The organism is Acinetobacter sp. NIPH 2100, assembly GCF_000369805.1.
Taxonomy (GTDB): Bacteria; Pseudomonadota; Gammaproteobacteria; order Pseudomonadales; family Moraxellaceae; genus Acinetobacter.
This window is the reverse complement of the sequence record NZ_KB850224.1, coordinates 1,127,735-1,149,660: the sequence shown is the minus strand read 5'-3', so window position 1 is coordinate 1,149,660 and position 21,926 is coordinate 1,127,735. Positions and strand designations below refer to the sequence as shown.

The 21,926-nt window shown below is 41.5% G+C and carries 20 protein-coding genes; 3 read left to right on the top strand and 17 right to left on the bottom strand.

What is annotated here, in order from left to right:
• Positions 1–59 precede the first annotated feature (59 nt).
• Complete coding sequence (locus tag F887_RS12630; RefSeq protein ID WP_005292541.1) at positions 60–2,528, top strand: penicillin acylase family protein; 2,469 nt, start codon at positions 60–62, stop codon at positions 2,526–2,528.
• Positions 2,529–2,610: 82 nt separating this feature from the next.
• On the opposite strand, the gene F887_RS12635 is transcribed toward F887_RS12630, so the two are convergent.
• From F887_RS12635 to F887_RS12695, 13 genes are all read right to left on the bottom strand, one after another.
• The gene (locus F887_RS12635) at positions 2,611–3,546 is read right to left on the bottom strand and encodes a SphA family protein (RefSeq protein ID WP_005292536.1); all 936 of its coding nucleotides are present in this window, start codon (positions 3,544–3,546) and stop codon (positions 2,611–2,613) included.
• An 87-nt stretch (positions 3,547–3,633) separates the two neighbouring features.
• Positions 3,634–5,121: an aldehyde dehydrogenase family protein gene (locus F887_RS12640; protein WP_005292535.1), complete on the bottom strand. Its 1,488-nt coding sequence runs from the start codon at positions 5,119–5,121 to the stop codon at positions 3,634–3,636.
• A 39-nt stretch (positions 5,122–5,160) separates the two neighbouring features.
• The gene (locus F887_RS12645) at positions 5,161–6,765 is read right to left on the bottom strand and encodes a GMC family oxidoreductase (protein ID WP_005292533.1); all 1,605 of its coding nucleotides are present in this window, start codon (positions 6,763–6,765) and stop codon (positions 5,161–5,163) included.
• Positions 6,766–6,892: 127 nt separating this feature from the next.
• Complete coding sequence (feaR, locus tag F887_RS12650; protein WP_005292530.1) at positions 6,893–7,801, bottom strand: transcriptional regulator FeaR; 909 nt, start codon at positions 7,799–7,801, stop codon at positions 6,893–6,895.
• A gap of 184 nt (positions 7,802–7,985) precedes the next feature.
• Positions 7,986–8,945 (bottom strand): p-hydroxyphenylacetate 3-hydroxylase reductase component, encoded by a 960-nt coding sequence (locus F887_RS12655; RefSeq protein ID WP_171067440.1) that lies wholly within the window; start codon positions 8,943–8,945, stop codon positions 7,986–7,988.
• Between the two features lie 66 nt (positions 8,946–9,011).
• The gene (locus F887_RS12660) at positions 9,012–9,965 is read right to left on the bottom strand and encodes a PDR/VanB family oxidoreductase (RefSeq protein ID WP_005292526.1); all 954 of its coding nucleotides are present in this window, start codon (positions 9,963–9,965) and stop codon (positions 9,012–9,014) included.
• Positions 9,966–9,998: 33 nt separating this feature from the next.
• On the bottom strand, positions 9,999–10,736 hold the full coding sequence (locus tag F887_RS12665; protein ID WP_005292523.1) for an SDR family NAD(P)-dependent oxidoreductase: 738 nt from the start codon (positions 10,734–10,736) through the stop codon (positions 9,999–10,001).
• A gap of 10 nt (positions 10,737–10,746) precedes the next feature.
• Positions 10,747–11,232, bottom strand: a complete 486-nt coding sequence (locus F887_RS12670; RefSeq protein WP_005292520.1) for an aromatic-ring-hydroxylating dioxygenase subunit beta — start codon at positions 11,230–11,232, stop codon at positions 10,747–10,749.
• Positions 11,233–11,243: 11 nt separating this feature from the next.
• Entirely contained in the window at positions 11,244–12,521 is a 1,278-nt protein-coding gene (locus tag F887_RS12675) for an aromatic ring-hydroxylating oxygenase subunit alpha (protein WP_005292519.1), read from the bottom strand.
• Positions 12,522–12,552: 31 nt separating this feature from the next.
• Positions 12,553–13,080: a nuclear transport factor 2 family protein gene (locus tag F887_RS12680; RefSeq protein ID WP_005292517.1), complete on the bottom strand. Its 528-nt coding sequence runs from the start codon at positions 13,078–13,080 to the stop codon at positions 12,553–12,555.
• Positions 13,081–13,089: 9 nt separating this feature from the next.
• A complete protein-coding gene (locus F887_RS12685; RefSeq protein WP_005292513.1) occupies positions 13,090–13,449 on the bottom strand; it encodes a hypothetical protein in 360 nt (119 codons plus the stop codon).
• 25 nt (positions 13,450–13,474) lie between these two features.
• Positions 13,475–14,641, bottom strand: coding sequence for an acyl-CoA dehydrogenase family protein (locus tag F887_RS12690; RefSeq protein WP_005292511.1), 1,167 nt, complete (start codon positions 14,639–14,641; stop codon positions 13,475–13,477).
• Positions 14,642–14,659: 18 nt separating this feature from the next.
• A complete protein-coding gene (locus F887_RS12695) occupies positions 14,660–15,772 on the bottom strand; it encodes an amidase (protein WP_005292508.1) in 1,113 nt (370 codons plus the stop codon).
• 147 nt (positions 15,773–15,919) lie between these two features.
• Between F887_RS12695 and F887_RS12700 the strand changes: the two genes are divergently transcribed.
• Positions 15,920–16,387, top strand: coding sequence for a MarR family winged helix-turn-helix transcriptional regulator (locus tag F887_RS12700; protein WP_005292507.1), 468 nt, complete (start codon positions 15,920–15,922; stop codon positions 16,385–16,387).
• A gap of 59 nt (positions 16,388–16,446) precedes the next feature.
• Here the strand turns inward: F887_RS12700 and F887_RS12705 are convergent, their stop codons facing one another.
• The 4 genes from F887_RS12705 to F887_RS12720 form a co-directional block, all read right to left on the bottom strand.
• A complete protein-coding gene (locus tag F887_RS12705; RefSeq protein ID WP_005292505.1) occupies positions 16,447–17,436 on the bottom strand; it encodes a 3-hydroxybutyryl-CoA dehydrogenase in 990 nt (329 codons plus the stop codon).
• Between the two features lies 1 nt (position 17,437).
• A complete protein-coding gene (locus tag F887_RS12710; RefSeq protein WP_005292503.1) occupies positions 17,438–18,544 on the bottom strand; it encodes an NAD/NADP-dependent octopine/nopaline dehydrogenase family protein in 1,107 nt (368 codons plus the stop codon).
• 83 nt (positions 18,545–18,627) lie between these two features.
• Entirely contained in the window at positions 18,628–19,638 is a 1,011-nt protein-coding gene (locus F887_RS12715; protein WP_005292501.1) for an AraC family transcriptional regulator, read from the bottom strand.
• A gap of 92 nt (positions 19,639–19,730) precedes the next feature.
• On the bottom strand, positions 19,731–21,074 hold the full coding sequence (locus F887_RS12720) for a spinster family MFS transporter (RefSeq protein ID WP_005292499.1): 1,344 nt from the start codon (positions 21,072–21,074) through the stop codon (positions 19,731–19,733).
• Between the two features lie 389 nt (positions 21,075–21,463).
• Here F887_RS12720 and F887_RS12725 point away from each other — a divergent pair, with 389 nt between their 5' ends.
• Positions 21,464–21,856, top strand: a complete 393-nt coding sequence (locus F887_RS12725) for a hypothetical protein (protein WP_005292495.1) — start codon at positions 21,464–21,466, stop codon at positions 21,854–21,856.
• The last annotated feature ends 70 nt before the right edge of the window (positions 21,857–21,926 follow it).

Genomic DNA, 21,926 nt, shown 5'->3' with positions numbered 1-21,926 from the left:
GAAATAAGATTTTCAAATTATTCACACTTAAACCATAGCGAAAATAAGGATATCTACAATTGAAAAATCATGAACCATTCTATCAACATGCTCTGTTTAAAAATGGAATTTTAGGTCTAACAAGTTGTGCCTTACTCGTCGGATGTAATTCATCTTCCAGTATAGAAAATCCATCTGTCTCAAAACAGATCACCATCAAACGAGATAGCTTTGGTACACCACATGTCTATGCGAATGACACCTACGGTCTTTTTTTTGGCTATGGTTATGCAGTGGCAACCGATCGCTTATTTCAAATGGAGATGTCAAAACGTACTGGGCAAGGCACCGTTGCGGAAGTACTGGGACAGGACTATCTGCAATATGATATTGCGACACATAGTCGTTTTGACCCTGAGAATATCAAACAGCAACTTGCTCAACTTTCCCCAGAAGATCGTGCTATTTTTGATGGTTATGCAGCAGGCTTTAATAAACGGGTCAAAGAGGTCCTAGCCAATCCGGAACTCATGCCAAAAGAATTCATCGATTATGATTTCAAACCTTCTACATGGCAGTCTGAAGATATTGCACTGGTGTGGGTCGGCTTAATTTTAAATCGTTTCTTCTCGGCAAGTTCAGAAGTCGCAAATTTAGATCTGCTCACCCAATTACAAAAGGAAAAAGGCCAAGAGCAAGGCTTAAAGCTCTATCAACAGTTACGTTGGTTAGATGACCCAACTGCCCCGACCATCATTCAATCTGACCAGAAACCACAATTTTCAGCCCGCCAGCAAGCAAAGACCAAGCAGATTTTACCGATCTCAAACTCAGCCGCTGCACGTTATTTAGCTCAAGCACGTATTGCCATGGGTAAAAGCGTGGTTGATGGCGTACCTACTGCAAGTAATGCTTGGGTTTTAACAGGTGACAAGACGGTAGAAGGACAAACGGTTTTATATAATGGCCCACAACAAGGATGGTATACCCCCGCCATTACCTATGGGATTGGTTTACACGGCGCTGGCTATAATTTAACAGGCATTACCCCTGTGGGCTTACCTGCTATTTTATTTGGAACCAACGGCAAAATTGCATGGGGTTCAACAGTTGGATCACTGGACACCAATGATGTCTATCAACTCAGTGTTAACCCAAGTAATGCCAAGCAATACCTATATAAAGGCGACTATATTCCCTTTGAGCATAGACAAGTCAAGATCAAGGTCCGCAGCCAAGCCAGTTATGTACTAGATGTCTATAAAAGCAAACAAGGTTTTGTCAGTGCATGGGATGAAAAAAATCATACTGCGTATGCACAAAAACGTAGCTGGGAAGGTGTCGAAGTTGAAACATTATTGGGTTGGGCCAATGCTGCGAAAGCGACCAATTGGGAGGAGTTTCTCAATCAAGCCAAACGTGTTGCAGCATCAATCACCTGGTTCTATGCCGATACCAAAAACAATATTGGTGTCGCTGCATTAGGACGTTTACCGATTCGCCCCGAAAATCAACACATTCAGCTACCTGCACAAGGTGATGGCTCAATGGAATGGCAAGGTTTCTACGATTTCTCGCATAATCCTAAACAATATAATCCTGAAAAAGGCTATATCAGTAGTTGGAATAATAAAGCGTATGCAGGTTTGCGCTCTGATTCGTCCAATTTTTCTCATGTTGATCGCGTCAATGAACTGATTGAACCATTGCAAAGCAAACAGAAATTGAGCCAACAGGACATTTGGGACATCAATAAAATAGGTGCGTGGTCGGATCTCAATGCGCGCTATTTTATTCCATACATGATCAAGGCAGCGCAAAGCGAAAAAGCATCCCCTTTGGCTAAAAAAGTTGCTCCGCTATTGGCGGGCTGGGATCTCAAATTACATCCAGACAGTGAAGCCAAATATTATCAGGGTGCAGCACCTGCCATCATGCGCGCATGGCTGAATCAAATGATTGTATTGGTATTAAAGCCCAACCTATCTGAAAGTATTTACCAGCGTTATACCGACACCCTTTATCCAGTCAATAATGATCCTCGCAGTGCCCAGCCAGCCAGTGCATCAAAATTAATCTGGAATGCTCTACAAGGCAAACAGGCAAGTGTTGCACAGCATGTTGATTTCTTAAAAGGCCAAAGCGCAGATGAGGTTGTGTTGATTGCACTAGAGAATGCTTTAAATGAGCTCTCCAAACAATATCAGTCGACTGAACCGAGTGACTGGAAAATTCCTGTTGCGACCATGGGTTTTTCTGCCAAAAATTCAGTGGGGATTCCATGGGCTGATCTTGCACATCAACAAAAGCTGAGTACGTATGGCAATACAGGCAGTGCAACCTTTAGAGTGGTGCTCAACCCAAATCAGGTCAGCATGTGTTCAATTTTAGCCCCAGGCCAAAGTGGTTTCATTGATCGACACGGCAAACCTGATGCCCATTTTGCAGATCAATTGTCATTATTTGAAAACTATACATGTAAGGATGATGCAGTAAATCAGAAGCAAATTGAGCAATCCAGTCAACAAAGTATAACCTTAGACTATTAAAATACTCAGCTGACATTTAAGCTTCTGTTAAAGCAGCAAAATATCCTCAAGATATTTTGCTGCTTAGATTGCATTTAAATCATTATTTATGGAAATGATGTACAAATCTTAAAATTACACTGGTTCCTTGTGGCCGATTTTCGGCATCTTGCTCGAAATAGGCATTTGCAACCAAATGATCATGTTGTGAAAAGCTATACATTGCTCCGGGACCAATGGCCCACACTTGCTCACGGCGACCTTTCACTTTTTCACCATCGACTTCTGTATCGGTGATTTGTTTTAACCAATACCCATTTAGCCCCAAACGGAGTTGTGGATTCACTGCATAGCTGGTTTCAAAGTTTGCATGAAAAGCTTGCCCTGCCTGCATGTCATCAGCATTGCCAAAACTATAATTTGGATCATCATTTTTAAAGTTATACAGATAATGTAATCGCGTTGATACCGTCCATTGAGGATTGAACCAATAAGTCGCAGCCCAATACGGATCTAAAGACACGGTATTTGCACTTGGGTTAATATCTTTGTTGCGATCATAGCGTCCTGTTGGCAAATTCATTTGGAATTCAAAACGATGAGCAAATTTCGGTCCATTTTCTCCCATAATTGGATCAAACTGAATAAATGGCCCAATCAGCAAATCACCTAATCCTCGTTGAGCCTTGATTGCCTGATTATTTAAGCCATCATCCACATCAATATGCCCAAGGATAGGCACTAGCATATTTAAACCGATATTTCCGCCAGCCACTTTAATATCAGACATATAGCTGATTTGCTGGACGATCGCCTGATAATCAATTTCTGATCGAGGCAGTGGAATTTTGTTGCCTTGTGCATCTCGAATACTATCGGCACTATAATTTTGGAAATAGGTTTGTGCATACCAACCTGTTCCTGCTGGAACAGCACCATCGACAAAGCTCGACATACCTAAATTAATGGTGGGTAGATCACTGGCATAAAGCGCACCAGAACTGCACAACAAAGTTAAAGCGATCGATTGTTTTTTCATTTTAATATCCTTATTTTACGCAAAAAGATCCTCAAGGAGATGTCAAATGCCGACATCTCCTCGTTTTGCTGTTTAGAATGAATTGGCTTAGTAGCGAATCATGACCGATTTCAATTCGGTATAGTCCTCAATAAATGCATCCGAGAATTCACGTCCTATCCCTGATGCTTTTACCCCGCCAAAAGGCACTGCTGGATCAAGGAAAGTATGCATATTCACCCAGATAGAACCTGCTTCCACCCGAGGAATTAAGCGCAATGCTTTCGACAAATCATTGGTCCATAAGCTTGCGGTTAAGCCAAAGCGTGAATGATTCATCATTTCAATTAACTCATCATCACTGTCAAATGGCGTTACAGAAATCACAGGACCAAAAGTTTCCTCCAAAAATAAAGGATCATTGATATCCTTCACCGCAAGCAAAGTTGGTTCGACAAAATAACCCGTTTGCTCCAGCACCTTTCCGCCTGAAATGACTTGCTGATTTTGCTGAGCCAGATCAAGATAATGTTTTACTTTTTCAAGATGTGGTTTATTCGATAAAGGCCCAAGCATGCTTGATTCATCTAGCGGTGAACCAATTTTCAGTTGCTGAATTGCGGCGGCTGCCTTTTGTACCAGCTCATCATATTTAGAACGGTGTACCAAGAAACGCTCAGGTGCTGCGCAGACTTGCCCTTGATGCACATAAGTTGCTTGCAACAAGGTAGGTAAAATTTCATCGATATTGGCATCCGCTAAAATTGCCGCTGCATTTTTGCCACCCAGTTCTAAACTGATATGTTTTAAATCGTTGCCAGTTGCCTGCTTCCCAATCGCAATTCCTGTTGGTACAGACCCCGTGAAGGAAACTTTTTTAACCAACTTCGAGTCGATTAAGTGCTGCCCTGTTTGACCTGCACCTGTTACGACGTTAATCACACCCGCTGGAATTCCCGCTTCAATCGCAAGCTCTGCCAAACGTAATAAAGAAAGTGTGGTGAACTCACTCGGCTTCACAACAATAGTACAACCTGTAGAGAGCGCTGAACCAATCTTCCAGATTCCAATCATCAATGAAAAATTCCATGGCACAATACCTGCGACCACACCAACAGGTTGACGTATGGTATACGCAGTATATTTTTCACCATTTGCGGATGGAATCGAAGGCTGCATGGTTTGACCATGAATTTTGGTCGCCCAACCCGCAAAATAACGTAGAAAAATAACAGTATTGGCCACCTCCAGATGTCTAGCCAAATTAATTAACTTACCTGTAGTCAAGGTTTCCAACTGTGCTAATTCTTCAGCATGCGCTTCAACCAAATCTGCCAATTTATTCAGTTTAATGCCACGCTCGTAGGGCGAGGTATTGGCCCAAGCATTGTTAAATGCAGCATGGGCACTATTCACCGCTTTTTCAACATCGCTTTGACTGCCTACAGCAATAGTTGAAACAACCTGTTCAGTTGCAGGATTAATTAATTCTATGCGTTGCTGATTGTCAGCATTAACCCATTTACCATCAATAAAATGACCATGTTGACGCTGAATAAATTGCTGAACACTCGCTAAAACGTGTACTTCACTCATCTTTCTATCCTCATTTTAATACAATCAGAGATAAAACCATCAAGCGTTATTGACGATAAAATCAGCACCGCGCTCACCAATCATGATTGCGATGGCATTGGTGTTTCCACTTGGAACTTGTGGGCATATTGAGCAGTCGATGACTCTTAAATTTTGGAAACCATGCACTTTTAAGTTTTGGCCCGTAACGGAATCCTGTGCAGAATTCCCCATTTTGCAGCTACCTGCTGGGTGATAAACAGTTTTGATATTTTGACGCATCCATTTATCAATTCCTGCTATATCATCTGGATCAATATTTGCAGGCTCGATGACCTGTTTCACAATCGCTTTGAGTGCAGGTTGCTGTAATAGACGCAGACCCGCTTGTACTGCTCGAATATTGGCATCAATATCGTCTTGATGGCCCAAGTAATTTGGATCAATAATCGGAAATGCATTAGGGTCCTTACTGCTTAAACGTAAAGCTCCTCTTGCTTTAGGTTGTACATGTCCAACCTTAATCGTGAGCCCGTGTTCTAAGGCTGCTGCTTTTTCTCCTGGGGTATTATCAAAATTATCTAGCACAGGTAAGAAATGGAATTGGACATCTGGTCGGCCATTGTTATTGGTGTCGATAAATCCGCCACCTTCCAAAATATTTGAAGTTAATAACCCTGAACGTGTAAAACGCCATTGTAGAAAATGTCGTACTGCTTTTAGACCTTGGTCTTCACCCAATAAGCTATTATTCGTCGTTACTGTTGCATTGACTGACATATGTAAATGGTCATGAAAATTTTCGCCTACAGGTAAATCCTGAATACACTCAATTCCTAATTCGTCTAAATGCGCTTTTGGACCAATACCTGAGAGTAAAAGAACTTTAGGACTCCCAATTGCCCCAGCACTTACCACAACCTCTTTACGAGCCTGTGCTGTCACAGGCGTCTTTCCTGCAATGCTGTATGTAACACCCGTTGCTTTATTACCTTGTGTTTCTATTTTGTGAACCAATGCATCGGTAATTACGGTAAGTGCAGGATTATTTTCAACTGATTTCAAATAGGTTTTTGACGTACTGGCCCGCTCACCATTTTTGGTTGTGGTTTGGTAGAACCCAACACCTGCCTGATCCCATCCATTTATATCGTTGACATATTTCATGCCCATTTCTTGTCCAGCTCGAATACAGGCCAAAGTCAATGGATGACGGTAACGGTTTTCACTCACAGGTAAGATGCCATCTTGTCCATGATATTGGTCACCCAGACTTTCATTCTGTTCAGCTTTTTTGAAAAAGGGTAAAACATCCTGATATGACCAGTTGCTACACCCCCATTCTGAAGCCCATAAATCATAATCCTGACGTTGCCCACGGCAATAAACCATGCCATTCACTGAACTGCCACCACCGAGCACTTTACCTTGTGCAAGAATCATTTCACGATGATTACAATGCTGTTGTGGTACCGTCATATACGGCCACGATTTTTGCTGAAACACTTTAATCACGGTTGCGGGGATGGTATGGAACATACTGCTGTCTTTACTTCCCGCTTCTAATACCAACACCCGTCCAGCTTTTGCCTCTAGTAATCTTGCTGCAACGACACAACCTGCTGAACCTGCGCCTATGATGATGTAGTCATATTCTGTCTTCATTCTGCTTCCCTATGAATTAAATTCCCTTAGTAAGATTTGAGCATTTATGCGTGTCATTGTTCTTGTCAAAATGCGACGGAGATAGGGTAAAAAAGTGACATCTAGACTATAAATAACAATAATAAGCTTATGTTTTTGCTCTAAACGCTTTAGGAGAGATCCCTACAGTTTTTCTAAACAATTTTGAAAAATGTGCACTGTCTCCAAAGCCACATTTCATCGCCATTTCAGTAATAGATAAGTTCTTATTTTTATTGTCTTTAAGATCGTATTGAACTTTTTCCAGCCTGCGCATTTGAATATATTTATGGATTGAGGTTTCTTCGTTCTTGAATAAACGATATAGCTGTCTGAGAGAAATATTCAAATGATCTGCAATCATTTGGGCATTCAAATTGGGATGGACTAAATTTTCTAAAATAAATCGTTCTGCTTTCAACCTATGATGGTCAATCATTTCAATATTTTTATAATTAATAGTCGGTTTAATTAGAGCAATTAAGGCATCTTCGAAAGCATTGCCGTCTTCTTTTGCATACCACAGTTCAATATTTGCAGCGGATAAGCTCTGTAATAGACATTTGAGCAAGTGCCCACTCATATTCGAAGTCGTTAATTTGCCAAAATAGTCCGTTGTTATACCTTGCTTGAATAATTTTTCACGGGATAAATGTACTGAGATATGGGTAAATAAGCCTTGCGGATACATTTCTATAGTTTCGTCAGGATCGAGTAAAACGATATCTCCTTCATTTAAATAAATATCCTGATTTTTATAACCAATACGCATTTTGCCAGTATGTTGCAACACGAGAAAACAGAAACGATCGTTGACTCGATCTGCCATTCCTTTTTTTCTTAAAAAGTAAATCGCATTACTTTTAATAAAGACAATTTCGGTTTCGCCCAATAAAAAAGACTGCACTTCGCCGATAAACAAATCAGGTTGCTTATCAAAACTGGTTTTAAAATCACCGCAAACATTTTGAATATTTTCAGACCATTGTGTCATTTCACTTTTCTTATGCTTATCCATCCTTGTTTCCCTCGAATAGATCGATGAAATCAGTTTTAAGGCATCCTACCCCTAATGAAAACATTTGGCCTTTACAGTTAAAGAAAGAAGAAAAAACTGAGATTAGGCCTGACTATCTTCATCTAAAATCTATGCTCAATTTAAAAACCGACAAGAACACTCATTCCTGTCGGTTTTCAGCGCCTTATGCAATTCCTGCAATATCTTTCAGAATCTTGATGAAAATCTCTTTCTCATCATCAGGATATTTTGCAAACACCTCATTTTGATGGCTATCTGCAATATCAAACAGGTAGTGGGCTGTTTTCTTGCCTTTTTCTGTCAATTTGAAAAAGCCATCACTTTCAAGTAACAAACCATCTTTTTTCAAGATTGTCGCAGCTTGCTCCACTTCACGCATTGGCATGGCGATATCACGTGGCAAATCCGCTTTGTTTGAAGCAGTTCCACTGCCTAAAACCAATAAAAGGCGTGCCTCACTGGTACGGAATCCCGTCACTAATTGCTTTGGAATATAGTCTGTTTGATAAAACTTAAATGCTCGACTCATCAAATAGCAGACATTGCCATATAAATGACCCTGATACATTTCACCGACATCCTCATCTTCACCTGTCTCTTTCAACTGTAATAACGGATGTGGAATGACACCAGAATATGCGCCTTGGTGATAAACCAAAGGACTACGTCCTTGATCATGGAAATTCACTACTTTACCAACGATAATCCAGTGATCACCACCTTCAATAATCTGATGACGTTCACATTCAAAAACCGCTGAACAATTCTCCAGCATTGGTGCAGAACCAGCACCTTCCCGATAGTTCGTACCTTCGTACTTATCAATATTACGGCGTGAAAACTTATTGGACAGGTCAATTTGAGAACCTGACAAAATGTTTACAGCAAAATGTGAAGCCTGTTCAAACACGGGGAAACTGGATGAGTTTTTATCAATACTCCATAAAATCAGCGGTGGGTCCAAAGACACTGAGTTAAAACTATTGGCAGTCACGCCCACTTTTTCACCTTGTTCATTTTGCGCGGTCATGATGGTGACACCTGTTGCAAAATTACCTAGGGCACGTCTGAACTTCATTGGATCTATTGTGATTTCATCCATTGTTTTTAATGAGTTCATTATTCTCTCCTGAATCTTTTATCCTATTTTCGGCTTGTATCTGATAGGGATTTATTCTATTTAAATCCCTTAAATATCGAGTACCAACCGTGCTGACTTAGAGCGGGAACAACACACCAATATTTGCTCGTTGCTGGCTTTTTCTTCATCGGTAAAATATACATCGCGATGGTCTGGTTCACCTTCAATCACATCGCACATGCAAGTACCGCAAACGCCTTGCTCGCATGACATCTCAATCTCAATACCTTCACGAGCCAAGGCTTGTAAAATGGTTTCTTCAGAATTGACCAAAATAATTTTGCCACTGCGTTCGGCCACCACTTCAAAAGCCTCACCACCAGTTTCCACTTCAACCTGAAAATATTCTTTATGAATCTGTTGTTCAGGAAAGCTTTGTGTAACGGCCAAATTAATCACCCAGTCCATAAAGCCATTGGGCCCACAAGTATAAATATGACTTGCAGCATCAATGCCCTTGATTGCGGACTGGAAAAATTCGCGATGGCTGGCACCCTCTGATTTAAAATGAAAGGTGGTAAACGGTGCTAATGTGCCTGTTTTAATTTCATCAACAAAGGCACAGCGTTCAGGGCTAGCACCACAATAATGCAACTCAAAAGATGCACCTTCTTGCGCCAATTGATAGGCCATGGTGATTAATGGCGTGATGCCAATGCCACCACCAATCAGCACTGAATGCTTTGCTTTCACCAGAGGGAAAAGATTTTTAGGTTCACTGACCTGAATCTGCATGCCATCTTTCAATTCATCAAATGCAGAAATTGAGCCACCACGAGATTCTGGATCACGTAAAATCCCGAGACGGAATTTTCCGAGGTCATTCGGATTTTGGCAAAGTGAATATTGACGTACCATACCGTTGGGTAAATGCACATCAATATGGGCACCAGCTTCAACTTTTGGCAAGGCTGTCGATGTTGCAGATTCAAACTCCATGACTGCAACATTTTCACCTTCAACATGTCGGTTTTTGACAACAACATTATAAAGTGTAGTCATGATTAATCTCCTTTTACACGTTAAACCAATGGCTTAACGCATAAATAATCCACCGTTAATATCCCATGTCGCACCTGTTACAAAGGCTGCACTTGGGCTTGCCAATAAAGCACAGGTTTCAGCAATAAACTCCATGCTACCCAATGCTTTGACCGGTATGTTTTGAATAAACTGCGACATTTTTTCGTCAGATACCACGCTGTGTACGATTGGTGATTCCATAGGTCCAGGAGCAATGGCATTCACCGTAACGCCCTTGGCTGCAAACTCTTTGGCAAAAATTTTTGTCAATGTCACAATGGCACCTTTAGTCGCTGCATAGTGCGCACCTGTTGCCGTCCCGCCATTTTGACCAGCTAAAGAAGCCATATTGACGATACGGCCATAGCCTTGATCTGCCATATATTTGCCAATGATCTGACAGGCTTGAAAAGTGCCACGTTGATTGACTTGCGTAATCCAATCAAAATCAGCGGCAGTGATGTCCAAAACAGGCGTTGCTTTGGTGACCGTGGCATTGTTAATCAGCACATCCAGCTTGGAGAACTTTTGCGTAATCCACTGCACAGCTGCATGAAAATCAGCTTCAACTGAAATATCTAATTTCAATGGGAACAAATTCTCGGTATGTGGACTACGTGCTTTGGCAGCCTCAGCCTTTTCCAAGGTACTTGCAGACAGAATGACTTGATGACCCTGACTGGCAAAATATTCTGCAATGACATTACCCAAACCAGAAGCGGCGCCAGTCACTAAAACAACCTGTTTCATTTTTGTTCTCCTAGAGAATGTAACTGATACCCGCTAAAGTATCGGTAGAGTTAACTAAATTAATAATTTTACGATTGATTTTAAAGCCCTGATCGGTATCACGAGCTAAATGAAAGGTCACATCAGCAGTGTAATGTTTCAAACTTTCTTTGCGGAACTCGCGTAAATTTTGTGCACAACGCAAGATAATTTCACCATCTTGATCTTTGATGATACGAACACGTGACACACTACGCACTGTATTGGCCTTTGGAGATGCTGAAATTGCCTCACCATTTTCTAAACGGGCAACGCGTAATTTGCGCATATGATGATCATCATAGGCATAGTTCAAATTATTTTCGTAATCGGTCAAGCTTGAGTCGATTGGAATGATATAAACACCTTTTTCATTCCACAACTTCAGCCACGCATCATGTTCAGAATGATCCAACATATCGGCTTCAGCCCAGATAAACGCGGTCACTTCATTCAATAAATTTAAATCAATTTTCATCGCGCTTCTCCTTAAGCCGTCATTAACTTTTTCCACTGCTGATAGGCAGCACGCATGCCAGTTTCAGCACTCACATCGCTCTTTAAACCATCTTCAGTTTTGACTTCGCCTGGCAGACCACGATTCAGCATGATCCATAAATCATTACCGGCATTGGCACCGTGCTGTACGCGCTCCCAAGCCTCTGAATCATCTGGCGTACCGAAACCAAATGGGCCTTGGAAATGTTCATGCAGACGTAAACGATATTGGTTGGCAATTTGTGGACCACCATCCATGGTAATCACAGAATGGTGAATTTCAGTTTCATGTGCAGAAATCGGCTGCATCACTCGGAAGAACGCCATTGAACAAGCAATATTCGGGAATAAGTTCAAGTTGAATCCAGAACCACCAACTGCACGAACCATACGGCGAACTTCAAGTTCAGCATGACCTTCATCACGTAGTGCTTGTGCTAAATCTTCAAAACGCTCCTGAATCGGACGTTCCATTAACTCTTCATCTAAATCAACCAACTCAGGAATCATCACCATGACACTATGACCATTGCCTAAGTCTTCGACATAACCGGGTTGATTTTCAAAGTTAAATAATTCTTCAGTCTTTTCATCCACAGAACTTAAAAATGACTTATGTACCAATGGGAAATGGTAAGCATCCGTAGTATTTTCCAACTGAATTTTCCAGTTACCAGGGAAACGGAAACGATGTTCGCCCAAGACTTTAATTGGATAACCCGCGCCTTGTTTCATAAACAGATCAATCCATTTTTTCGCAGCACCCAGAAAATCTTCTAAGGGCTCAATATCCTGTTTAAAGGTCGCGAAAATCATGCCGTTGTATTCTTCAACACGAAGGCTGATCAATGGAAATTCTGATTTATCTAGGCATTCACCATAACTTTCTGGAGAAGGTACACCACGTAATGAACCATCAAGTGCATAACTCCAACCATGGTACGGGCAGACAAAACTATTGGTTTTACCTTTTTTATGTTCACAGACCGTTGCAGCACGGTGACGACAGCGATTGAGTAAGACATGCACTTTTTTCTTACGATCACGTACGACAACAACAGGTTGCTTACCAATATTGATGGTTTTGTAGCTACCACCTTCTGGAATCTCGCTGGCATGTGCCACCCAAACCCAGGTACTGTAATAAATTTTTTGCATCTCATCTTCAAAGATCTTTTCATCTTTATAAAGGGAGGTATGCGCGCGATCACTTTGCACTAAGCTACTGTAATCGATATCAATATTTTGCATTGGGATAATCTGATTCATGTCAATGATCCTTTTCAATTTGTCCTTTGCCTTAACGCTGGTCTGGTACTGGCAATTCCGCTGTACTGTTCCAATGCGCAACTGGGCGACTAAAAATATTTTCCGTCTGGAAATGTTTGATTTTCCAACGACCATCATTTTGCTGTTTAAATTTCACGCTGAGCTTGGCAGCATTTAAATGGCTACGACCATCTCTAAAGGTTGAGGTTTGCAGCATCAGCCAAGTTGCATTGGCTTGATCCTGCTCAATGTAAATTTGTTCAGAACTGACAAAGTGAGCATTCATAACGAAATGAGACTGCTTTTGGGTATAACTTTTAAACATGCTGTAAATCGCGTGCCATGAGTCATATCGTCCAAAAGATTTGGCATATTTCTCGCCAATGCCTTCCCAGATGCTGTCGGCATCAAACAAGTCCATCAGCTCATCTAGGTCCGTATTGGCATCTAGCGCATCGCAAATTTCCATATAGCGATTGATACAGTTACGAATCGCATTTTGTGCTTCAAGTTGCGCTAAACGCTGCATCAATTTAGCGATATTTAAATTCTCATCCATGGCGATGCCTTACTGTTGTATGATCAATTCACGTCCAACCCGCGCTTCAACTTTGCAATACTTCCAAAGTTTGTATGGACCATCGCCCACGACGGTTGTGCGAAATAAATCACATGCTGCATGTACAGTTTCTATATTTGGAACATCGACCAACAAATATGTCGTCCAAGGCCATCCATCACTCGGACCGACCATACTTTGATCATCATCTAAACTGCCATATACAGTTATATTGGGTAGTGCATGAATACCATTCCACATCTCACCAAATGCCGCCCATACTGCTTTTGCTTCAACAGGTTCGGCATCATGAAAGTTTTGGTTGATTCCCATACAGAACAAAACACGCAATGTTTTCTTTGCTTCCATTTCATTCACCTCTCCGCTATTAAGCTTATAAGTAACCCGGTGCTGGTTTTAAGCCAAAGCTGACGAGACCTGCATTTTGTAAGGTGGCATCGCCCATAAATGCATGTTGAGTCACCACATTGGTGTCATTCACAAAACGGCTAAACACATTGTTGCTATAGATAGCTGTCATGCCTGCCAACATTTGCATCTTGCGTGCAACCCGAGCACAAACACGCGCTGCATGCGTACAGGCCAAACGCATATCACTAACTTGCTCAACACTTGGTGTACGACCTGCAACCACTTCTTTCCAGACAATATCCATCGTGTCGTAGAACCAGTTACGTGCTGCTTTGAACTCGGCATCTGACTGAGCAAACTCATATTGAGTGACAGGACGACTGGCAATTTCAGCACCACCTGTAATCGAAGCCTTTCCTGGAGCCAGTTGCTTGAATTCATCCAGCGCTGCCGCTGCCACACCAATACCAACAACAGTCAACACTTGGGTAGCAAGCGATAAAGACGGATATTTAAAAAAGGGTTCAGGTAACTTTGACGGTTCACCGCGGATAAAGGTCCACTCTTTACCCACCAAAACATTCTCTACCACTAAATCGTGGCTTCCTGTTCCCTTTAAACCAACCGTATCCCAAGTCATATCAACTTTGGCTTGATTGGCTGGCATTACCGCCATGCGTGGTAAACCTTGTGCTTCATTGTCTTTTTGTGGCGAAATTCCAACGCCAACAATGTCTGCACCCATACAGCCGCTCGAAAATTTCCAACGACCACGGACGACAACGCCCTCATCGGTAATTTCGGCAGGTTGCGGTGGGAAAATTCCGCCAGCGAATACGATGTCTGGACTGTCTTTATATAAAGTCTTCAAGGTGTCTTCTGGTAAGCTGCCCAAATAAGCGGGACTCATGCCAAAACTTGCCACCCATCCCACTGATCCATCTGCTTTAGACAATTGCTCAATCAACTCACAAAACTGTTTCGGCGACCATTCATTGCCACCAAAACGTTTCGGTACGAGTGCGCGATAGACACCGATTTTTTTTAATTTATCGATAATGTCCTGACTCACATAAGCTTGATCATCAAACTCACCAGTACAGGCACGTTCACGGATTTCCTGACACAAAGCTGCCAATTCGGTGGCATTGGTATCAGCAACAAATTCCTGCATAGATAAATTATTCATCACCTAACTCCTTGTTATTTACAACACCGCCGCCTTGATATATTTCGCAATTGCACACAACTGCGCATCGGCATTGGTTTTCCCTACAACCTGTAAACCCACAGGTAATCCTTCCTTTGTTTGCAGTGGTATTGAAATCGCAGGGTGTCCCGAAAGATTAAAGGGACGAACCAAACCTGTTAAATTCAACAGCGCAACTGTGTTTTCCGCATCCACCACTTGGGGTGGAATCTGCGGTAATGTTGGTAAAATCAGCGCATCGTATTGCTCAAGCAAACGATCAATTTCGGCAGTGAATGTCGCCTTAACCTGTTCAGCTTGTTTGACTTGTGCCAATGTTGTCTCGGCAGCCTTGAGTAAACGTCCATTCACATCGGCACCCACCAAACCTGTTTGGGTTAAGTCGCCGTAGGCCTGCCAGTTTTCATAATTAATAATTTGCATACCTGCATGAAACGCAGCTTCAAAAAATGACGCTTCAACGGGAGTAGCTTGTAAATGAAGCTGCGCCAAATATTGCTCAATTGCAGCGATGACTTGTGGATCCGCATCTACCTGTAACCAAGCAAGTTTGGGTGCTTGCTGTAATGCATCAGCTACTTTGAAAGTTGGGTCGATGATCTGCATTGCTGTTTCAATCATCTCGACTGAGTTTGCAAAAGGGCCTACACAATCCAGTGAGCTACTTGCAGGATGTACACCTTTACGGCTAACACGCCCAAAAGTCGGTTTTAATCCAAAAACACCACAACATGCCGCAGGCATACGGATCGAACCACCTGTATCCGTTCCTAACGTAAAATCTGCCAGACCTGCTGCAACCGCTGCCGCAGAACCGCTAGATGAACCACCTGGAATAAGCGCTGGATATTTAGGATTGATGGCTGTACCAAAGGTATGGTTAATGCCCGTGATACCAAATGCCAATTCGTGCAAATTGGTTTTTGCCGTAATTTGGCAGTCTGCTGCCAAAATGCGATTAACGACGTCTGCATTTTCGATTGCAGGTTGGCTTTGCATCAGGGCTTTGCTACCTGCCATCGTTTTCATACCTTGAATATCAATGGAATCTTTCACCATGACCTTTAAGGTACCCATTCCTTTTTGTACATCTTGTACAATAATATTCATTCACTTTTCCATGTAATTTTATCCTTAATACAAATATCGGAAAAAGTAATGTAATTGTCAAGTATTTTTCATGATTAAGAACAAAGAAAATGTTTCGAAATTTTGTATAATGGTTCACATCCATTTTTATAAAGTTATCACTTTGCTATGCTTACTCATTTAGAACAATTTCTACCCAATAATGAACCTAGCAGTTTACAAAGCTATCCATTTTTCTGGATCTCTCAAGTGAATGGAAAATACACACAACTTATTGAAAAATCTATAAAAAAACTAGGTATTGACAATACTCGTCGTAAAATTATTTTAAGCACCAATGCCCTGCAACAAGCGAGCATTACCGAGATTGCGAACTTATCTACCCTTAAATTAACCACTGCAACCAAAGCTGTTTATCGCTTGGTAGAGGATGATATTGTTCAGGTTTTTTCTTCAGAGTCAGATGAACGTATTTCGATGGTGAAATTGACTGAAAAAGGCAAAGAGTTGGTAGAGCAAATTAATCAAATCAGCCAAGTCACTTTATCTGGCATTCTAAATGCCTTTGATGATGAGGAACTTCATCAGCTCAATGCACAATTGAAGAAGGTGTTTGATCTGATGCCGGCTAGCTGAAACCTAAAGAATAAAGCCCATCACAATATGTATGGGCTTCTATCAAGGCTGAGTAATCATTAAGATTGTGTTACGTTGAATTTTGGTTTCAGGTCATTCTTTTCAATTCGGTCTGAGAATGTACGCAGTACCTGTAATTTATATTGCATCACGTCAATGTCGTGATAATTATAAAAGCCCTGCTTTTCTCTTAAGCCATTACGTTGCCTACGCATATTTTCAGCAATAATCTCAGGTGTACGATAACGGTCACCCAACTCCTTTTCTAGATATTGGGAAGCGTAATACAGAATATCCCCACCACCCCAGTCGATGAACTCCAATAGCCCTAGAACTGAAAAACGTAGACCAAAGCCCGTACGAATGGCGATATCGATATCTTCTGCGGAAGCAACACCTTCTTCAACCATCCGAGCAGCTTCATTCATGGCTAAAGCCTGAATCCGTGGAACGATATAACCAGCTTTGGCATTACAGACCACTGGAACTTTGCCAATTGCGTGCAAGAAACTTTTCAGGGTATTTACGGCTTCATTTGAGGTTTGCTCAGAGCGACTTAACTCGACCAGCGGAATCAGATAGGCTGGGTTTAACCAGTGGGCATTGACCACCCGTTCTGGATGAGAAATCATTTGCGCAATATCGGTGACCAAAAAAGTCGATGTGGTCGATGCGACAATACAGGCTGGCGCAATATATTGATCCAGCCAAGCAAAAATCTCTTCTTTGGCTTGCCTAACCTCAGGCACACCCTCCAAAACCAAATCACAGTTCGCCAAGGCAGGTATAGAGCCAACTTTACTTAAAATCTCAATCTGCCCCAGAATAAAAGCTGTTTGTTCAGATTGAACAAACTGGATACTTTCCAGTAACTGTAACTCTTGCTTTAAGTCCGCTTGGATCTGCGCCTGATATTGATCAAACTCAGCCTCTGTTCGTTGTCGTGCATCAATCAAAGCTACTTTCAACCCCGCATAGGCAAAGGCAATTGCAATTGCCTTTCCCATACGACCCGCGCCCAATACGGCAACCTGTCGAATCGATGTCATATCAGACTCCTTGCTGTAAGGTTGCTTGTAATTCAGCTTTGGTTTTTTGCGCCAGACCTAAACTTTCTAGCGTCCGACCTTCTTGATATAAATCTTTGCCCGTGACGGCAGATGCAAGGTTCAACAGACCTTCAGCAACTGGGGTTGCAACACCAGCCCAGCGCCCTACAGAAACCAAGAACGACAATCCCAAACGCGTATCTTCAAGCATATAACGATGCGACTGAAGATCGATATCCTCACGCCAGTCACCACTATCCGTTAATTTGCCATGTGCCCCGCGCCCATACATCCATTCATCACCTTCCCCATCTTTATTGTAATGATCTGCTAAGGGGAAATGTGGTGCAGAATAACCCAATGCTTCTCTTACACGCATCCGTTCTGCGTCAAGCTGATTGGTGACGCGACGAATTGAAGGTTGTGTGCCTTCATTATGAATATCCCATGCCTCAAAATGCTCTAGTGGTCCAGCATTCATCAAAATCAAAGGCGGATGGATAATCGGTCCCGCATTCATTAAAGCACCGCTTAAACTGTCTTCAATCGGTTCAACACTTGGGTAGGCTTGCTTTAACAGCTCAAATGCATGTGCTGAAAGCGCACTCGGGAATACACCAGTAGGTAAACGGGTAGCATAACCACTCACTACAATTTGATTCACGCCATGTTTACGGACCAGATAAGGCAATGTGCCAGTTTCAGCAAACGCGACTGGTGCCATGTTACCTGCTTCTTGCATGGCTTTTGCAAAGATAAAAGTTCCGAAAGTTGCAGGCGGTAAATACACCACTTGGCCTGCTTTAAAAAAAGGTGCTGCTTGGCGAGCCAAATCAACATGTGTGGTGGCAGGTAAAGGAATAATAATCAACTGGGCATGCTGAATAGCTTTTTCTAAATTATCTGATAGGTTGATCTGCGAATCCGAAAAACCGACGGTGACACTACGATCACCCTGATAATCTTTAATATTCAAAACCCCAGTTGCAGCCAGTTGCTCCAGTGCTTGCGTATCTCGACGCCATAACACCACATCATGGCCTTTTTCTGCCATTTCTGCCGCAGCTGCATAACATCCGTGACCACCGCCCAATACTGTAATTTTCATGCTACATCCTCCTGATTGATTTCAATTCATCATAGAAGACCAGCACGCATCAGGCTTATCCAAATACGCAAGCTTGCTTCAATTTACGAAACCATCTCGGCCATTTGCACAGGATTCATTTTTAGAGTGTGCGAAGGCAGGCAACCATAACGCTTCTTGTAGAACGTGGAAAAATGCCCAAAGCTTTGAATGCCATGACGTAATAAGATTTCGGTCACGGTTTCATTGCCATGACAGTTTTGCAATGCGGCATGCACCCGCTCAATTCGTTGGTCACGAATATATTCCACAGGTGTTTGTTGCAAATACTGACTAAAGCCTTTTTGCAAGGTTCGTACAGATACCTCACAACACTGGCTTAATAGCGATAGAGAAATCGGGTCTTGCAGATGATCCTGAATATACTGTTGTGCTTTTTTGATGTAACCGGGCAGAACCTGCTGTCTTTTTACATTGAGCAAGGCACTAAAGTTATTGGGAATTTTAAGTAGAATTAATTCAATCAAATATTCAGTGAAGCTCGCGGAAATAAAGCTCCAGTTCTGAATATTATAATAGGCATGACACAGATAATTGAGTGTTTCAACAATCGAACGTATCCCTTCTGCCGTGCAAGACAATCCTGTATCAAACAAGATCGCATCATGGCTGGTATGACCCAACATCTTGAACAATTGTGTTTCCACATCTTGTCTAGCCAGTTTTAAAATAATATTTCGACAGTGCTGATTGGTCACAATTTGCTGTCGGGTATTCGGATGCGTGACCGACATAATGCCAGGCGACTGTAGCAGCTGTTCATTTTCCAGCCCGACCTTGCATTGCCCTTCCAGTGTGATGCGAAATAAATAAAAGTTGGATGCTTCATCAATCGTGATCATCACAGGTGCACTATATTTCAGGTCATACAATGCCGAATTGCCAAAGCTAAAACCATTTAACCGCGTATTTAACGGCTCAACAGTTTCCACATCAAATTGGTGCGGGCAAAGATAATGGCTAATTTGATCTTTAATGATTTTATAATCATCTGATTTGAATAATAAAAACTCATCCAGATAATGCAGATGATCCAAATTGAGAGACTGTCCCATCACTTCACTCCATTGCGATTGATTGCGCAGAGAAAAAGCCACAGCCCACTACAATCGAATGGGCTTGGGTATTACATCAGATACCGATCCAATCAAGATCCATGTTCCAATTGCATACTGGCACTAAATGCTTTGCAACCCTTTTTCAGTAAGAAGAATGCCAAGACACATGAAATTGAACCGACAATCGAGAGTGACATACCGACCATGAGTGGATTCTCAAAAATCTTATCGGTAATTAATGCCACCAATGTGGTACCAATACCAACGGCAACCAAATTGCTGATCAATAAGAAAATTGCTGAAATTTGTGCACGTAATTGATTCGGTGCCAACATTTGCATTGCAGTGGTTGAAATTGGCATCGGGAAAGAAGCAAAAAACATGGCAGGAACCAGAAACACCACTGAAAGCCATAATTCATTTACTTGGGTAAAGATCATAATCGGTAAAATAAGACCCACAATACCAATGACACCCGTAATCATCGGCGCATCCTTACGTCCTTTTTGAATAAACCAGTCATTGAGCCAACCTGCGCAAAGTACACCGAGAATATTTGCAACCAGCAACACAGTCCCAAGCATATAGCCTGCTTCAGTTGGGGTTAAGCCATACTTACGCATATAAAATGCGGGTGTCCAACTGATCAGACAATACAATGCCATTGCATAGAAGGTAAAACCCAAATAATGACAACGGAAAGTCTGACTATGCTTTTTGATAAATTTGAAAGCATCTTTTATGCTGGTTTTTTCAACTTGTCCCTGTGCATTTAGACGCTGACCTTTACGTTGCGGCTCTCTTACGGTAAGTAAAACCAGTAATCCAATAAATACGCCGGGTAAACCTACAATAATAAATGCTGCTTGCCATGCCTTTAATGCACCAAAAACAGGAAATACAATCGCATCCATATTTTTAAGCAAACCAATGACATAACCACCGACTAAAAAGGCAATGCCGCCACCGACAAATGAACCAATCGAATAAACGGCAACAGCACGTCCTAGTTTATCCTTACTGAACATATCGCTAAACATTGAATATGCAGCTGGTGAAAGTGCCGCTTCTCCGACACCGACGCCCATACGGCTCAAGAACAATTGGATAAAGTTCTTACTCAAACCACAGAATGCAGTTGCGATACTCCAAAACACCACACCGACTGCAATAATTTTTGGACGAGAAAAGCGATCCGCTAAGTATGCCAAGGGCAGTCCCATAAAGGCATAGAATAGAGAAAAGGCTAAACCATGTAATAAACTAAATTGTGTATCTGAAATGCCGAGATCTGCCTTAATTGGCTCGATCATGAGTGCGAGTATTTGCCGATCAATAAATGAAAAAATATAGGCCAACATACATAGCAGGACTACATACCAAGCATATATATTTGATTGAGCACGTGCTGGCTCAGTTGAATGAGTATCCATGTTTCTTCCTTGTGTCCATGCCATTTTTCTAATGCGTCTTCTTATTGCAAGATGAATGATCAGAACACAGCTCCTTTTCTGATCCATCCTGAATAAGGTAAATCATCCCTCTCTATATTTATTATTTTTACATGGAATTTTCCATAATATTTCAGGTATAAAGTTATACCTTTTTTGCGATCTTTACGACTTAAAAATTTGGATAAATGACTAAAAACTCAATTTTATAGTCTAAATATTTGATATGATAAATTTTTTAAAATATTAGATCAAAGTTTTCTGAGTCAAATAAAATAAGACTGATAAATTTATTTTAAAATTATATTGAATTTTACATTTATTTTTGTTTTAAAATAAAGCGAGATAATTAGTTTTCAATGGAAAAGGATATGGCGCTTATCAAAGAGCAGGCAATCGAAAGCATTCATAGTATGCATGTTTTGATTGAGAAAATTTTTAATGGAAAACACGCTGAACAAGACCTTCCCCTCCTGATTGATTATTTTGCTGATCATTTTGAGATGGTCGGTGCTGCGGGCAAACGTTTTTCACTTGAAGACGTCAAAGGCTTGTTTACTAATAATCAAGGAAAAATGCCTGATATCCAAATCGAAATCTATGACGAACAAGTCTTAATGCAAAAAGAAGATGCCATTGTTTTGACCTATACGGAAAAACATACCAAAGAATCAGGTATCTTAATTCGACGTTCATGCGCTTTGATTGAAGAAATTAATGGCAAAATGGTCTGGAGCTATTTGCAAGAAACATTCCTAGCTTAAATAAAAATATGTAAAAACTCTTTTGTAAGCAAGAGTTTTTACATATCAAACATCGTTCAAATCAACGATA

Excerpts from the sequence above, each read along its gene's own strand:
- F887_RS12635 (WP_005292536.1), bottom strand. The coding sequence starts at position 3,546 with ATGAAAAAACAATCGATCGCTTTAACTTTGTTGTGCAGTTCTGGTGCG.
- F887_RS12640 (WP_005292535.1), bottom strand. The coding sequence starts at position 5,121 with ATGAGTGAAGTACACGTTTTAGCGAGTGTTCAGCAATTTATTCAGCGT.
- F887_RS12645 (WP_005292533.1), bottom strand. The coding sequence starts at position 6,765 with ATGAAGACAGAATATGACTACATCATCATAGGCGCAGGTTCAGCAGGT.
- feaR (WP_005292530.1), bottom strand. The coding sequence starts at position 7,801 with ATGGATAAGCATAAGAAAAGTGAAATGACACAATGGTCTGAAAATATT.
- F887_RS12660 (WP_005292526.1), bottom strand. The coding sequence starts at position 9,965 with ATGACTACACTTTATAATGTTGTTGTCAAAAACCGACATGTTGAAGGT.
- F887_RS12665 (WP_005292523.1), bottom strand. The coding sequence starts at position 10,736 with ATGAAACAGGTTGTTTTAGTGACTGGCGCCGCTTCTGGTTTGGGTAAT.
- F887_RS12670 (WP_005292520.1), bottom strand. The coding sequence starts at position 11,232 with ATGAAAATTGATTTAAATTTATTGAATGAAGTGACCGCGTTTATCTGG.
- F887_RS12675 (WP_005292519.1), bottom strand. The coding sequence starts at position 12,521 with ATGAATCAGATTATCCCAATGCAAAATATTGATATCGATTACAGTAGC.
- F887_RS12680 (WP_005292517.1), bottom strand. The coding sequence starts at position 13,080 with ATGGATGAGAATTTAAATATCGCTAAATTGATGCAGCGTTTAGCGCAA.
- F887_RS12685 (WP_005292513.1), bottom strand. The coding sequence starts at position 13,449 with ATGGAAGCAAAGAAAACATTGCGTGTTTTGTTCTGTATGGGAATCAAC.
- F887_RS12690 (WP_005292511.1), bottom strand. The coding sequence starts at position 14,641 with ATGAATAATTTATCTATGCAGGAATTTGTTGCTGATACCAATGCCACC.
- F887_RS12695 (WP_005292508.1), bottom strand. The coding sequence starts at position 15,772 with ATGAATATTATTGTACAAGATGTACAAAAAGGAATGGGTACCTTAAAG.
- F887_RS12700 (WP_005292507.1), top strand. The coding sequence starts at position 15,920 with ATGCTTACTCATTTAGAACAATTTCTACCCAATAATGAACCTAGCAGT.
- F887_RS12705 (WP_005292505.1), bottom strand. The coding sequence starts at position 17,436 with ATGACATCGATTCGACAGGTTGCCGTATTGGGCGCGGGTCGTATGGGA.
- F887_RS12710 (WP_005292503.1), bottom strand. The coding sequence starts at position 18,544 with ATGAAAATTACAGTATTGGGCGGTGGTCACGGATGTTATGCAGCTGCG.
- F887_RS12715 (WP_005292501.1), bottom strand. The coding sequence starts at position 19,638 with ATGGGACAGTCTCTCAATTTGGATCATCTGCATTATCTGGATGAGTTT.
- F887_RS12720 (WP_005292499.1), bottom strand. The coding sequence starts at position 21,074 with ATGGATACTCATTCAACTGAGCCAGCACGTGCTCAATCAAATATATAT.
- F887_RS12725 (WP_005292495.1), top strand. The coding sequence starts at position 21,464 with ATGGCGCTTATCAAAGAGCAGGCAATCGAAAGCATTCATAGTATGCAT.